This is a genomic window from Pedobacter sp. PACM 27299, assembly GCF_001412655.1.
In the GTDB taxonomy this organism is placed as follows: domain Bacteria; phylum Bacteroidota; class Bacteroidia; order Sphingobacteriales; family Sphingobacteriaceae; genus Pedobacter.
On record NZ_CP012996.1, the window covers coordinates 2,767,637 to 2,782,424 of the forward strand.

At 42.8% G+C, this 14,788-nt stretch carries 8 protein-coding genes; 5 read left to right on the top strand and 3 right to left on the bottom strand.

The window, feature by feature from the left end; translation table 11 throughout:
• The first annotated feature begins 249 nt into the window (after window positions 1-249).
• From AQ505_RS11640 to AQ505_RS11660, 5 genes are read left to right on the top strand one after another with little or no spacing between them, the layout of a single operon-like run.
• Window positions 250-3,546: a TonB-dependent receptor gene (locus AQ505_RS11640; RefSeq protein WP_197286362.1), complete on the top strand. Its 3,297-nt coding sequence runs from the start codon at window positions 250-252 to the stop codon at window positions 3,544-3,546.
• Between the two features lie 11 nt (window positions 3,547-3,557).
• The gene (locus AQ505_RS11645; RefSeq protein WP_062548336.1) at window positions 3,558-5,207 is read left to right on the top strand and encodes a RagB/SusD family nutrient uptake outer membrane protein; all 1,650 of its coding nucleotides are present in this window, start codon (window positions 3,558-3,560) and stop codon (window positions 5,205-5,207) included.
• Window positions 5,208-5,218: 11 nt separating this feature from the next.
• Window positions 5,219-6,118, top strand: a complete 900-nt coding sequence (locus AQ505_RS11650; RefSeq protein WP_062548337.1) for a DUF1735 domain-containing protein — start codon at window positions 5,219-5,221, stop codon at window positions 6,116-6,118.
• A 56-nt stretch (window positions 6,119-6,174) separates the two neighbouring features.
• Window positions 6,175-7,308, top strand: coding sequence for a family 20 glycosylhydrolase (locus AQ505_RS11655; RefSeq protein WP_062548338.1), 1,134 nt, complete (start codon window positions 6,175-6,177; stop codon window positions 7,306-7,308).
• Window positions 7,308-9,476 (top strand): alpha-N-acetylglucosaminidase, encoded by a 2,169-nt coding sequence (locus tag AQ505_RS11660; RefSeq protein WP_062548339.1) that lies wholly within the window; start codon window positions 7,308-7,310, stop codon window positions 9,474-9,476. The genes AQ505_RS11655 and AQ505_RS11660 overlap by 1 nt, the downstream gene beginning before the upstream one ends.
• A gap of 88 nt (window positions 9,477-9,564) precedes the next feature.
• On the opposite strand, the gene AQ505_RS11665 is transcribed toward AQ505_RS11660, so the two are convergent.
• From AQ505_RS11665 to AQ505_RS11675, 3 genes are read right to left on the bottom strand one after another with little or no spacing between them, the layout of a single operon-like run.
• Complete coding sequence (locus tag AQ505_RS11665; protein ID WP_082461505.1) at window positions 9,565-11,868, bottom strand: polysaccharide lyase 6 family protein; 2,304 nt, start codon at window positions 11,866-11,868, stop codon at window positions 9,565-9,567.
• A complete protein-coding gene (locus tag AQ505_RS11670; protein WP_157262319.1) occupies window positions 11,865-13,148 on the bottom strand; it encodes a hypothetical protein in 1,284 nt (427 codons plus the stop codon). The genes AQ505_RS11665 and AQ505_RS11670 overlap by 4 nt, the downstream gene beginning before the upstream one ends.
• 34 nt (window positions 13,149-13,182) lie before the next feature.
• Complete coding sequence (locus AQ505_RS11675) at window positions 13,183-14,772, bottom strand: RagB/SusD family nutrient uptake outer membrane protein (protein ID WP_062550987.1); 1,590 nt, start codon at window positions 14,770-14,772, stop codon at window positions 13,183-13,185.
• Window positions 14,773-14,788: the final 16 nt, after the last annotated feature.

Genomic DNA, 14,788 nt, shown 5'->3' on the forward strand with positions numbered 1-14,788 from the left:
ACCCAACCAAACCAAACATGAAGAAAATTTTACGCTGCTAAACCAAATCAGGGCGCTAAAAAAAAACGCATTCCGAGTACCAGTCGGAATACGTCTAATCATTTGAGCCAACCCTATCCGGAAAGATCCGGACAAAAATTACCGACAGATCGAATCAATCGTTAACCCAAATCATTCAAATGTATGAATTTAATTGCTTTTAACCCAGGCAAGCCGGGGAAATGGCGTCCCCAAAAACTCCTATTGGTTATGAAAATAACTATTGCCTTAATCCTGTTTTTCGTCATATCCGCCAATGCAAACATATTTGCACAGAAAATCTCCCTAGCGGAACGGAATGCGCCACTAGTTGAAGTGCTGGAGAAGATCCGGCTTCAAAGCGGCTATGACTTTGTGGCGAGTACGCGATTAATTGAACAAAGTAACCGCGTATCCATTCATGTAAATGAGGTGAGCCTGGAAGAAGCGCTCAAAATATGTTTCCGCAACCAGCGGCTGACGTATAAGATTCAGGGTAAAATTGTCCTGATCAAAGAAATCAAAAACACGGTCAAATCCCTGGTTTCAAATGCCCAGGAGGAGATCACTGTAAAGGGAAATGTTGCCGATAAAACCGGGCCATTACCTGGAGTAACGGTTAGTCTGAAATCTGATAAACAAAAAGCAGTGTTGACAGATGCTTCCGGAAGCTTTAAAATCACTGTTCCTAAAGATGGCCTGCTTGTTTTTACCAGCATAGGATTTAAAACACTGGAAGTCCCGATCAATGGGCGCGCGGTACTGGATGTGTTTCTGGAACAGGAAACTTCTGGACTTTCGGAAGTGGTGGTGACAGGCTATGGTCAGAAACAAACAAAAGTCAGTCTAACGGGTGCGATATCCAGCATTTCCACAAAAGAACTGAAGCAAAGTCCGGTAGCAAACATCAGTAATGCACTCGCAGGACGGATTCCAGGTTTGGTTACCGCACAGCGATCAGGCAGGCCAGGGAGCGACGCTTCCTCACTTTTTATCCGTGGAATCAGTACTTATACCGGGAATACAGCGCCGCTGGTGGTCATCGATGGACTGCCTCGGGGAGACCAGAATTTCGGAGACATTGACCCGAATGAAATTGAATCAATATCGATCCTGAAAGACGCTTCCTCGACTTCCTTATACGGGATACAAGGAGCCAATGGTGTGATTTTAGTCACCACAAAAAGAGGGGAAGATGGATCGCCAACGATACAGGTCAATGCGCAGAGTGCCCTGATGAAGCCAGGACGTTTCCCTAAGTTTCTGGATAGCTATAACTCCGGATTATTGAGAAATGAAGCCGCAAGAAACGATGGTATCGCAGCAGTGTATACAGATCGGGAATTACAACTTTTTAAAGATCAAACCAGCCCTTATTTGTATCCAGACGTAGATTGGTACAAAGAAATGATCAGAGATTATACGCCGCAGAGACAAGTGAACTTAAATGTGAACGGCGGGACTAAAGCGGTGAAGTATTTTGTATCCGGATCTTACCTCAGACAAGAAACAAATTTTAAAGTTGCAGATGAAAACATCTACGGCGTCAAATACAAATATGACCGGTATAATTTCCGTTCTAATATAGATGTGACGCTTGATAAAAACACGGATTTACAGTTGGATCTGGCTTCAAGATTAGAAAACAGAACCATGCCGCATGCAGACAGAAATGACAACGGTTATCTCTTTGTGGTGCTCTCGCAAATGCACAATGCTTTAACGCCTGTGTTTAATCCAGATGGTTCCCTGGCCTCAGGAAACCTTCGCGCAGATTTCATTAACCCTTATGGAATCATCACCAGGAACGGCTATTCTGACACCAATTTCTCCAATACTTTCGGAAATGTTGCCGCCACCAGAAAGCTGGATTTTATAACCCCGGGGCTGAAAATTAAGAGTTTATTCTCTTTTGAGACTTTTGGCAGCATTGATTTTGCACAATATCAAATGCCGGCATCTTTCCGCTATAAAGGAGAGGACGAAATCACCGGAAAACCTATTTATGTGCAGCATTATGCGAAAACATCCTTAAGTCAGGATGGCGCCACAAATGCCACCAGATACAACTATTTTGACGTGAAATTGCTGTACGATAGAAGTTTCAAAAGTCATAACGTCAGCGGATTAATGCTATTCAATAGAAATTATAGGACCATAACCGGTGATTTGCCCAGAGTATATCAAGGATTGGTTGGACAGCTGAAATACAATTATGACCAGCGTTATTTCTTCGAATTTAATGCCGGTTATAATGGTTCGGAAAACTTCCCTAAAGGCAAAAGATATGGATTCTTTCCTGCGGTTTCTGCCGGATGGCTCGCTTCTGCAGAACCATTTATGAAAGATAATAAGGTGTTCAGCTATTTGAAATTACGTGGCTCACATGGTTTGGTCGGCAATGATAATATTGGGGATGGCCGTTATCTTTTTGTTTCTGAATTTGCTAGAAGCGGAGGTTATACTTTTGGCAATAATCCAACAGGGGTAGGTGGATATTCGGAAAGCAGAGTAGGAAATACCAATATTACCTGGGAGAAGGCCACCAAGAGTAATATCGGTGTGGAAGCAGGATTTTTAAAAGATCAGATCCGGTTAACAGTTGATGTTTTCCGCGAACATCGAAAAGATATCCTGACAGGCCCCAACCTGATTCCTGATTATTTTGGAATTGACGCGGCCCTCAGCTTAAATAAAGGCGCGGTATTGAACAGAGGATTTGAAATTGAAATGAAACTGAATACCAATATTGGAGCTGTTTACCTGTTCTCTAACCTGAATTATACCTTCACAAAGAATAAAATCCTGGAAATTGACGAGCCTAAACTACAGTATCCATGGCAAACGCAGATCGGATTGCCCGTTGGTTATTCCTTAGGATATGAAGCTTTAGGTTTCTTTCAGAATCAGACAGAGATCAACAATAGCCCAATACAAAGTTTTACCACCGTAATCCCTGGCGATTTAAAATACAGAGACATCAGCGGGAATGGATCTATTGGGCCGGAAGACCGGATTCCTATTCCCACGCTAAACGTACCTAACCAGGTTTTTGGCGCATCTTTTGGCTTAAGCTATAAAGGAATCGACTTGAGTGTGCTTTTACAGGGGGCTATGGGCGGACGCCAAATTTATTCCGATCAGATTGTATACACCTATCGCGATGGAATCAGGCCCCATCACCTGGACCGATGGACACCAGAAAATCCGGTAAATGCGAAATTTCCAGTATTGCATGGTAATGAAAGTAAGAACGGAAATAACTTCATCAACTCTACTTTCTGGGTTCGCAAAACGGATTATCTGAAAATAAAGAATCTGGAATTGGGGTATCGTCTGCCTTCTGCCTGGACTCGAAAAGTGGGTACCAAGACTGCCAGAATTTTCGTCAATGCGATGAATCTTTATTCCTGGGATCATTTAAAGGACATCAATGTAGATCCTGAATCGAATGTTGGAGGGTCTTTTTCAGGACTTTCTTATCCCATTCAGAGCATCTATAACCTAGGACTAACCGTCAACTTCTAATCATTAAGACCATGAAAAAACTATATATTTTACTCGTATTAGTCGTAATTGGGCTTGCGGCTTGTAAAAAAGATTACCTGGACCGTTTGCCGAATGCCAAAATATCAGAAGAAGAGGTGTTTTCTGACATCGGAAATGCAGAGTTGTTTGTGAACAATATCTACAATTCAGTACCCAATATGTTCCGTACTTTCTGGCCGATGTCCAGCGCAACGGATGAAACAGATCAGAGTCAGGACCAGGCCACCATTACCGCCGATGGTGCAGATGCAGGGAACTTCAACAGTGGGTTTTTTACACCTTCGGCATTTCCATTAAGAGGACGCTGGAAAGATTATTTTTCCCAGATCAGGCGCTGTAATATTGTCCTCGCAAATTATACCAGAATTCCTGAAGACAATAATTATCCGGAGCGTAAAAAGAGGCTCAGAGGAGAAGTGCTGACCATGAGGGCGTATTACTATTTTGAATTATTACGTGGCTGGGGAGGTGTCCCATTGTTCGAATCTATTCAGAATCCATTAGGGGACGACCCGATTTTCTTTAAACGGAACTCCGTTGATGAAGTGGTGGCCTCGATATTAAAAGACCTTTCGGAGGCCGAGACCTTGCTGCCGGCAAATTATTCAGATCGGCAGTCTGAAATTGGCAGGGCTTCTAAAACGATTGTTTTGGCGTTAAAAGGACGTGTGTTATTGTATTATGCCAGTCCTTTGTTTAATCCTTCAGCTGTAAGTACGAGGTGGAAAGATGCCGCAGATGCGAATAAAATAGCATTGGACGCCGCTCTGGGCGCGGGCTATTTACTGCATGCCAAATATTCGGAAATTTTCACCCAGTTTACCAATCAGGAAGTGATTTGGGGCCGTCCGGCACCGGGCGCATTTGGTGATGCAGGAATTGATCGCGAAATGAATCCAACAGGATATATCGGCTATGCAAGAGTCACCGTTTTGCAGGAATTAGTGGACGATTATGAACTTAAAGCAACGGGTAAACGCCCGGATGAATCGGGTTCCGGTTACGATCCAAATCACCCTTATACTGGGCGTGATCCCCGGTTTTATCAATCGGTTTTATATCCTGGAAGCGTATGGAAAGGCCGAAAAATTGATCCTTTAGGGATTGATGCCCCTGAACCAGGAAAGACAGCCACCAATTACTGGCAAAGAAAATATCTGCTGGAATCTGTAAATCTAATCAATGGTTCGGGAGATTCTCCACGCAGATGGGTGTTGATGAGAACAGCGGAAGTTTACCTCAACTATGCAGAAGCATATAATGAAGCAATTGGCCCGGATAAACAGGTCTATGATGCCGTAAATGCAGTGCGTGCGCGGGTAGGAATGCCGCCATTGCCTGTAGGATTGGGCAGAGAAGAAATGCGCGATAAAATCAGGCATGAAAGAAGGATTGAACTGGCATTTGAAGGACAGCGGTTCTGGGATGTGCGCAGGTGGAAGATCGCAGAAACGGTCGACAATAAGATCGTGCGCGGGGTTGCTATCAGCGTTTCTGGCAGTGATACCACTTACCGTTATCCGATCATTGAAAAGAGAACCTTTGATAAGGTGAAACAGTATTTTCTGCCGATCCCACAGTCGGAAATAGATAAGCTGGGTGGAGTAAGTTCAGGGTTCAGTCAAAATCCAGGTTATTAAATTTTAAAGCCATGAAAAATAGAAATCATCAACTGACTTTATTATTTGTAGTGCTGGTCATAGTGATCGGCGCCTGTCAGAAAGAAATTAATTTGCCTGGAATTGCTAATGATCCCATATTATATATGCCCCAAGCTCCGCGGGGAAATCCTTTTAATTTGGTGGAGGTGATTAGCCGGGAACCTGGTCAGCAGGATACGGTATATTATCGTCCCTACAGTGCGTATTTGGAGGGTAAAGAGCCTGCAGCACAGGATGTTCAGGTTGAATTTATGATCGATCATCAAAAGCTGGATTCTTTAAATGCATTGGAGGAAGCGGCAGGAAGAGCGCCTTATGAACTGCTTCCAGCTGGATCTTATACGGAAGGCTCGATGAAAGCCACGATCAGAAAGAATGAACGGATCAGCGATATTCCTCAATTTGGGATTAATCCTAAACTGTTGAAGGAAGAAGGAAAGTACCTGATTCCAATCTCTATTAAAAATGCGGTTCCGAATGTTCCGGTAAAATCGGCCCTAAAAACGGCGTATTACCAGGTGAGCCTAACCGTCCCTGACTTTGTTAGCGGTACCTATATGGCCAGCGGAATAAGAAACGGGGATGGTTATGGAACCGATCCGACAAAAGTTAAGAAAACCATTACGAAAGTTGGCAATCATATTTATGAGGTCAACCTGATTGCGAATCTTGGGCCTTGGTGCTGCAGTAACCAGTTCAGGTTAAAAGTGAATCCGGTAGACAATACCGTGATCGTGTCCGGGCATTTGGAGGAAGCAGGTAATCTCTTAACCAATAGGGAAGGTACCACGAGCAGCTTTGACCCATTGACCAATACCTTCGTTTTGTTCTATAATTACAGTTATTATGGATATGGAGCGCAAATGACCGAAACACTAAAAAAACTTTAGATCAATATTCATCAGGAGGTTCTGCTATAAGCAACCTCCTTTTTTACGTTATCATCATGAATAAAATATATCTTTTGCTGTTCCTGCTGCTTGCTGCGGGGCTTAGCCCTGCATTTGCCCAGCAAGCTACCCAGCAGGTTTTGCCGGTTAGCGAACTTTTCCCTGTCCGCGCTTTATTATTGTCTACTCCAGATCCCCAGGATGTGCCCATGTTCTGCGATTTCATTACTGATGTTTTACCTAAAGAAGGGGTAAATACGCTGGTGCTCCGCATCAATTATAAATATCAGTTTGAGACGCGTCCCGAACTGGCGGGGCATAACGCCTTATCGAAGAAAAACCTGCAGAAAATTCTTAAAGCCTGTAAAACGGCAGGTATCCGGTTCATTCCGAAAATGAACCTTTTAGGGCATCAATCTGAAGATGTGTCTATGCTGCCACTGCTGAAAAACTATCCTCAGTTTGATGAATCGCCAGCGTTGAATCCTCCAGTGCCATGGAAACCGGCCAACACGATGTTTGATTTTTATTCTAAAAGCTTATGTCCTAAACATCCGGATTTATTTAAAGTAATATTTCCAGTTATAGATGAGTTGATCGATGTTTGCGGTGCTGGTGCTTTCCATGTAGGTTTAGATGAAGTATGGATCATTGGTGATGAGAAATGTCCGCGCTGCGGAGGGCTGGACAAAGCGGAGATCTTTGCAGCGTATGTGACCGCTTTACATGACCATCTGAAACAAAAAGGATGTGAAATGTGGATGTGGAGCGATCGTTTAATTGACGGGAAAACTACGAATTTATTGGCCTGGCAAGCCAGTATGAACAACACACACCGCGCAATTGACCTCATCCCCAAAGACATCATGATTTGTGATTGGAAATATGAAGATGCAGCGCCAACACCTGCCTATTTCGCAATAAAGGGCTTCAATGTTCTTGCTGCACCTTCCAATAAGGCGGATGTTGGATTGGCTCAGCTGGAAATGGTCAGGGCGATCAGAAAGAATGGAAACAGGACGGAATTTTCAGCCACTATTTCCAATAGAATGCAGGGAATGTTTCATACCATGTGGGGGAATTCAAAGGATTTTATTCTAGCCTACCATGGTCAACAGGCCGACAAAGATGGGACGGTGAATACTTTTAAAAAGTTATTCGCGGAAATCAGAACACTAAAAGGTAAGTAATGAAAAATATGATAAGATACAGAAGTTTGATGTTGTTTTTGCTGATGCTCGCGGGCCTGACCGCAAAGACTGCGCCGTATGAAGAGGTAAAAGGCATAGCTTCCAGGAGGTTTTCATGGCTGGCTAAAGCCTTGGTTTTTCAGGTAGTTCCTGCGGAAAATGGAAAAGAGATTTTTGAATTGAGCTCCGAGAAAGGGAAGGTTATCATTGCTGCCAGTACGGCAAATGCTGCGGCGGAGGGGTTAAACTGGTACCTGAAGTATTATTGCCACAGAAGCATGTCGCATTTTGGCGATCACCTAAGCGGGCATGATCAGGGCAAACTTCCCGAAGTCAAGAATAAGGTAAGGATAGTTTCTCCCTATCCATATCGCTATGCGCTGAATTACTGTACCATCAGTTATTCTATGAGTTTTTACACCTGGAAAGATTGGGAAAGAGAGTTAGACTGGATGGCTTTAAATGGGGTTAACCTGATGTTAGCACCAGGAGGAATGGAAGCGGTATGGCAAAATACGCTTCGGAAATTGGGTTATAATGAAAAGGAAATTACTGATTTTGTAGCAGGTCCTGCGTTTGGTGCCTGGTGGTTAATGGGAAATCTGCAAGGCTGGGGCGGACCAGTAAGTCAGCGGACGATAGATCAGCAGGTTTTGTTGCAGCAAAAGATCATAAAACGGATGAAACAGCTGGGTATGGAGCCGGTAATGCATGGTTTCTATGGGATGATTCCTTCTAATTTGAAAGATAAACAAGCGATTAAAGTAATTGATCAGGGATTATGGGCAGGAGGATTTAAACGTCCGGATTTTCTGCTGCCTGAAGATCCTTACTTTGATAAAGTGGCGAATATCTATTATTCAGAAATGAAAAAGTTGTACGGTGCTGATTTGCATTTCTTTGGTGGAGATCCTTTTCATGAAGGTGGTTCTTCAAAGGGAGCGGATCTTGCAGCCTCTGGTAAGCACATTCAGCAAGTCATGCAGCAAAATTATCCTGGTGCAACCTGGGTTTTACAAGGTTGGCAGCAGAATCCTGCAGATGCTTTATTGGCAGGATTAAATAAAGAAAAAACCCTCGTGATTGAACTTTTTGGCGAGAATACCAACAATTGGGAGAAACGTCATGGTTATGAAAATACACCATTTGTTTGGAGTAATGTGAGCAATTTCGGAGAGAAAAATGGGATTTATGGCAAGCTGCAACGCTTCGCAGATGAGGTATACCGTGCAAAAAATAGTGCTTACGGTCCTTTTTTGAAAGGAATCGGGATTATTCCCGAAGGGATTTATAACAACCCTGTTGCTTATGATTTGATGCTCGAACTGGGTTGGCATCAGGATCATCTGGACCTTAAAAACTGGATTAGCGGTTATACCAGTTACCGCTATGGAAAGCGGAGTTCGAATATGGATAAGGCCTGGTCTTTGTTTTTAGAAACGGCTTACAGCAGTCATGAAGTAAATCAGGAAGGGCCTTCTGAATCTATTTTTTGTGCCAGACCCGCGATTGATATTCCCTCTGTTTCCTCCTGGGGAACCAGAAAAAGAAACTATGATGTTACGAAATTTGAAGAAGGAGTGAGGATGTTTGTGGCCGCTGGAAAAGAATTTGAAAGTCTGGAGACTTATCAGACGGATCGGATTGATTTTGTGCGACAGCTCCAGGCGAATAGAGCGGATAAGGTATATGCTAAAATGATGCGGGCAATAAAAACCAAAAACCTGGAGGAGTTTAAATCCAGCAGTGCAAAATTTAAGCACTTGATGCTGCAGCAGGATTCCCTATTGAGTACGAGTAAGTATTTTTCGGTCAATAGGTGGTTGCAGCAGTCATTAGATTTTGGAGCTTCAAAATCAGATAAGGAGAATGCTTTACTGAATGCCAAAACGCAAATCATTTTCTGGGGTCCCGATAACAATCCTAAGACGGATCTTCATGATTATGCGCATAAAGAATGGTCTGGGTTGTTGAGCACGATTTATTTGTCGAGATGGGAGCAATTTATAGCATGGCAAATCGCGTTGATGAGTTCAAAAAATGCAGCTGAACCGGATTACTTCAAAATGGAAAATGAATGGGTGAAGCGGAAGGATTTGTATCCTTCCAAACCAATGACAAAAACAGAATTGGATGGACTGATTAAACGAATCATCGTTGAAGAGTAGGTTTGTTCAGGAATCTGAAAGATAGAAAGACAGTTCATTCGGTGAGTGATTTTCCAGAAGGACTTACTCACCGAATCACTGCTATTTATTAAAACTTTGCGCCAAGTGCCTGTTGATCATTTGATGCGGATGCCATTTTTACTGATCCTGGCTCATCATGGTAAATGTGTGGACCGGCAGCGTTATTATAAAAAGATTCAATCTTTCCAGAATTGTAAAAATTACAGTAATCAACCAAAATATGATCAGTTCTGTATTCCTGAAATTGTATAGAACGGCCGCCCTGCCCAGAATTTAAGAAACTGGAGTTGGTAATTTTTGCCTGCTGTACGCCAATCAATTTCACAACCGCACCCTGCTCTCTGTTTTCAACTTCGTTAAAAGAGCAGTAATCGATGCTGACAAAAGGACCTAATGTGCTTTCGTCATTTCCACCGCGATAAACGTTGATCGCGCTTCCCAATAAATTTGTAAACAGGCAATTGGTAATATTCACAAATTCCGCATTGTAAATACCTTTGTCGTCTTTCTCTGAAGATAGGTTTATGCCTGTGCCAGAAAGGTGGTGGAAAATAGAATTGCTCACTATTAAAGTATCTGCTAATGTCCCTTTTGCGCATGCAATACCACTCTGTGAACTTTCATTGAAATCGTAAAATTCACAGCCGGCTACATTTAAATAATAGGACTGGTTCATGGGTGATTCCGAAGATTTAATCCCTGCATCCACACCGCCAAAACTTTCCAGCGTTCCCTTAAATGCGATGTTTTTAACGGTCAGGCGACCGCCATTCTCTATGGTCAAAAATGAAGGCAGGCTATTGAAACTTGCATTCACGAGAGTAGGTCTTTTAGGCAGGTTTTTAGCCGCCATAATCACCAGTGTTTTGTTAATTTGAATTGGCTCCTTCATTTTATAATAACCGGTGTCCATCAATACAATGGTGTCACCGGATAAGGCCTGCTGAATCAGCTGGTTAAAGTTTTCAGACTGAGCACTGCTCAGCTGAAAACTTTTGGCTTTGCGGGCAGTGGTTTTTACTGCTGGCTGAAACCAGACTGCTCCAGTATTTTTTGCCTCAATAAAAGAAAGCTGCTTTAGGTCTGCTCCGTATTTGGCATCATAAGGAAGTTCATGCCCTTTGATGCGCAGGTATTTGGGCTTTATTTTATGAAAGCCTGTAGCTGCATTCCCAACGGTTTTGGAGCGGGTGTTAGCCCCTTCGATGAGCCCATTGTCCGTGATTTTTATCCCATTGTCGTCATTTAAATTCTCATAAATGCAGGAATCCTTGCTGAGAACCAAGTTGTTTTTGAACGCGACTTCCTGAGGAGAAAGTGTTCTTTCCGCATCTTTTCCAGCGCCAAAAAGAAAGGGGGTACAATCGACAAAGGTGTTTTTTTCTACCCTCACATCTTTTACCTGATAATACCGGTTGATTAAAGAATTGGGAACACCGTTCATAATGCTTAAAGGCGCTCTGAATTGTTTGCCTTTCAGCTGGTAGAACACATTGTTGAATACCTTATGACCAGGGTTAATGATCCTGACTCCACCTGTGAATGGTTTGTTATTCCCATTGAAGAAATTGCTTTCCACCGTGTTGTTTGAGCCATGTCTTAACACCATTCCGCCTTCGCTTTCAAAAAAGGTGTTGAAACTCACCGTGTTTTCTCCAGATTTTATGGATATAATTTCCACTTCTCCATTGCAGCGTTCAAAGAAATTATGACTGATGGTGGTTCTGGAAGGACTGAGGGAATACCTGGAAACTCCTACACGGATGGTTTCGGCACCATTAGAACCGAAACGCGGTCGGCCATTGAAATAATTGCTGTCAATGCGATGGTAATTCTGCTGACTCCTTTCATCGTCCAGCTCCACAATAATCACCGGTCCGGAATTCAGCTTGTCGACAAACGTAGAATGATCTATCCGGTTATATTTTCCATAAAATATCACCCAGGTATCCGTTTTGAATCGTTCCGGCTGACTATAATTCTCAATCACCACACCAGTAACCCGGCAATGATTGGCCAGGTTTTTACTGTCCGCCCTAAAAGAAATTACCGCTCTTTTAGGGGTAAAACCTTGGTTAAAATGCAGGTTTTTTACCGTTAAATATTCACCGGCCAATTGCAGGTAAGAACTGCCTGTCAGCAGCATTCCACCAGGGCTTTCTGCCATTATCACGATCGGTTTTTGGGCCGTACCCTTGCCATCCAGGTTTAAAGCAGCATCTTTCCAGGTGCCATTTTTTAGTACAATGGTATCACCTGGTTTTGCCTTTTGAACTGCTTTCCGAAGTTGTTCTGGATTGTCGACTACAATCCCGGCAAAGGAATTCATCGCATAAAACATCAAGGAAATTAATAGGAATTTTCTCATCATTTAGAAACTAAGATGTCAAATTTTATAGTTGATAATGCGGCTGTTGCAGCGATGTTAACCTCTTTTACCCTAAGTAATTGATTAGTGAAAGTTAAACCATCAGCTTTAGGTACCCGGATCCAGATCAAATAGGCACTGCTCAGGTTAAATATGGCAGTGGATTGGTTGGCAACAATGGCATCAAACTTTGCTGTATTGCCGGCTGGAACAGGAATGCCATTAAAGAACGCATCGCTGAGCTCCGTAATTAAGTTGGCATTATATGCTGCGTAAACCTGATCTACCGCTGCGGTGCCTGGCACCAATACGCGGAACTTCGTGGCCTTTAAATCAGCAGTGTTTGGCTCCCAAATCAGACTGCCGCATTTGAAGTTTTTGGAGATGGTACTGGTATTCGCAGGACTATAAAGTGTGTAGACAAAAGTACTCGTGCAGTAGCCTACAAAATCAATTTTTTGCTCCTGTCCATTTACGTTACAGCTGCCAATTGCCGTACCCGTTTCACCGGTAAAAAAGCTGCTGGCTGATGGGATGGCTGTGGTACCATTGGCCATCATTTCAATGCCTTTAAAACTGTTGTAACTCAGTAATGGCATGTTAATGACTGAACTTACAGAGAGCCCGTAAAGATCCGTAATGACCACTTTTACCCTGGATGCATTTTTACGATAGGTGTAAGTGTAGTTCAATTCATAAGTTTTCTCCCGGTTGGGTAAGTCGATCTTTTCAACAAGGGCATCAATTCCTTGATAATCGTCATAGATAGCGATTTCTTTAATCCCATTTTCGGATGCAGCGGTTCCTGTGATCCGGATCTTTCCATTTTCATCTGGCAGCAATTTCACAGGGATATTTTTTAAGGTAGGCATTGGCGGACTAAAGGAGGTCACTTTCACAAAACCTTCAGAAGAGCCGTTGTCCATATCCCGGATCATTAACTTGATCCCTGCCACTTTTTCAAGATTTGCGGAAGCGTAATTCTGGGTGGGGATCACGAAATGAAAACTGGTTTGATTCATCGCTTCCTGAGGACCGCTATAAATCAAGGAATCGGTCTTACCTGAACGAACAAGATAACCGTAGATCTGTTTAATTCCTGTACCAGAACTGATATCGCCATTGACAGCCTCATCAGGTGTAATTGCTTTTATCGCCATATTAAAGCTGAATTCTTTAGCTGTCACCACAGCCGTACCTTTTCCTGCTACTTCCTCCTTTTTGCAGGCCGACAATGCGGAAATACAAAGGATCAGCATCGTTAATTTTAGCTTATGTTTCATTTGATTACAATTTTTAATAGCCATCATTTTGATATTAGTAACCATCATTTTGAGTGATTTTAAGCTGATCATTGCTGTCAATTTCCTTTTGTGGAATTGGCAGTAACATTCGGTCTTGTACCACATTACTTTGCAATTGAGCGAGTGTGATCGCTGGAACGATGTTCTTGTAATGCGTAGGGAATTCTGCTGAAAAATGGGCTTTAATGATTTCTATGGCCTGTCCACTGCGCAATAGATCAAAGAAACGCTGGTTTTCAAATGCAAATTCTAACCTTCTTTCATTGAAAAGTGCGGCTAAAAATCTGGTGTTATCGGTTATCGCATTTGCCTGACTACCATCTGTTGGGTATTTATAAAAACCACTGGAGAAATCACCTGTGGTAAAATCTACTGCACCTGAACGTGCTCTAACCTGGTTGATGAGGCCAACAGCAGTCCCGGAAGGGCCATCAAAACCGAGTGCTTCTGCTTTCATTAACAGCACATCAGAAAATCGGATCACTGGAAAATCGTTCTCCGCATCGTTTTTCACGAGCACTGGAGAGATGAATTTCTTCACATATAATTTTGCACCATATTTGCCAATGGCCACGTCTTTTCTTTGATCAACCGGAGCACTGGCTAATATTTTATACTGCCCATCCAACTCTGTTGTCGGAAAATTATAGCCTAATCCATCGCCATTGATCACTGCACTGCCACTGGAAGTAGGGGCAAAGGAATTACCCATGCTATTACCGAGTCCAAAACCACCAGCTTTAAACCGTACTGAAAAAAGAATTTCTTTATTCATTTCATTGTTGATGGAAAACACATCAGCAAAGGAGTTCAGTAAACCATGACCGCTGTTCTGCAGCACATCATCCAATAGGGCTAAGGCCAGATTTTTCTGATTTAAAGTCAAATAAACTTTTGCCAGCAGCGCTTTTGCTGCCCAGCTGGTTGCTCTGCCACGATCCGCATCTGCAATCGCTGAAAAAGCAACAGGAGACAGCAGATCTTTTGCTTTAGAAAGATCGGCCACAATCAGTTTATAGCATTCCTGTACCGGAGTTCTGTTGAGTTGTTTAGATTGTTTGGGATCCACGGGTGTGGTCACTAAAAACACGTCTCCGTACAATCTAACCAGGTTGAAGTAATGGTAAGCTCTTAAAAACAAGGCTTCTCCCGCCAATTGGTTTTTTTGTGCTTCCGTCATTTTTGCCGTTCCTTCCCCAATTTGAACATTGCCGTTTTCATACGATACCCCCAGGCTTTTCAATACATAATTGATGGAGCGGATGTTTTTATAAGTATGCAGCCAGTATCTGTAAACCTTATCATGAGAAGAATTTAAGGTAAACATGTCCAGCTCATTGAACTCAACATTGATGGAAGCCGAACTATTGGGCACCCCTTGTTTTGTATTGTCGCTTCTCAATTCCGTGAGCATCCATTCGGTTTCTAATGGCAATTGCAGGCCATTATAACTCCCGGTGAGTCCAACTTTCGTTTCGTCATAATTGGTGTAAAAAGTTTCCACCCCTAAATTAGAGATGGGATCAATATCAATTATTTTTTTGCAGCCTCCTGTGAAAAAAGCAAGGACAACAAAGGGTAGTAGATATTTTAAGTGTTTCATGGTCAGTTTTTTAATT

Excerpts from the sequence above, each read along its gene's own strand:
- AQ505_RS11645 (WP_062548336.1), top strand. The coding sequence starts at position 3,558 with ATGAAAAAACTATATATTTTACTCGTATTAGTCGTAATTGGGCTTGCG.
- AQ505_RS11675 (WP_062550987.1), bottom strand. The coding sequence starts at position 14,772 with ATGAAACACTTAAAATATCTACTACCCTTTGTTGTCCTTGCTTTTTTC.
- AQ505_RS11640 (WP_197286362.1), top strand. The coding sequence starts at position 250 with ATGAAAATAACTATTGCCTTAATCCTGTTTTTCGTCATATCCGCCAAT.
- AQ505_RS11665 (WP_082461505.1), bottom strand. The coding sequence starts at position 11,868 with ATGATGAGAAAATTCCTATTAATTTCCTTGATGTTTTATGCGATGAAT.
- AQ505_RS11660 (WP_062548339.1), top strand. The coding sequence starts at position 7,308 with ATGAAAAATATGATAAGATACAGAAGTTTGATGTTGTTTTTGCTGATG.
- AQ505_RS11655 (WP_062548338.1), top strand. The coding sequence starts at position 6,175 with ATGAATAAAATATATCTTTTGCTGTTCCTGCTGCTTGCTGCGGGGCTT.
- AQ505_RS11650 (WP_062548337.1), top strand. The coding sequence starts at position 5,219 with ATGAAAAATAGAAATCATCAACTGACTTTATTATTTGTAGTGCTGGTC.
- AQ505_RS11670 (WP_157262319.1), bottom strand. The coding sequence starts at position 13,148 with ATGAAACATAAGCTAAAATTAACGATGCTGATCCTTTGTATTTCCGCA.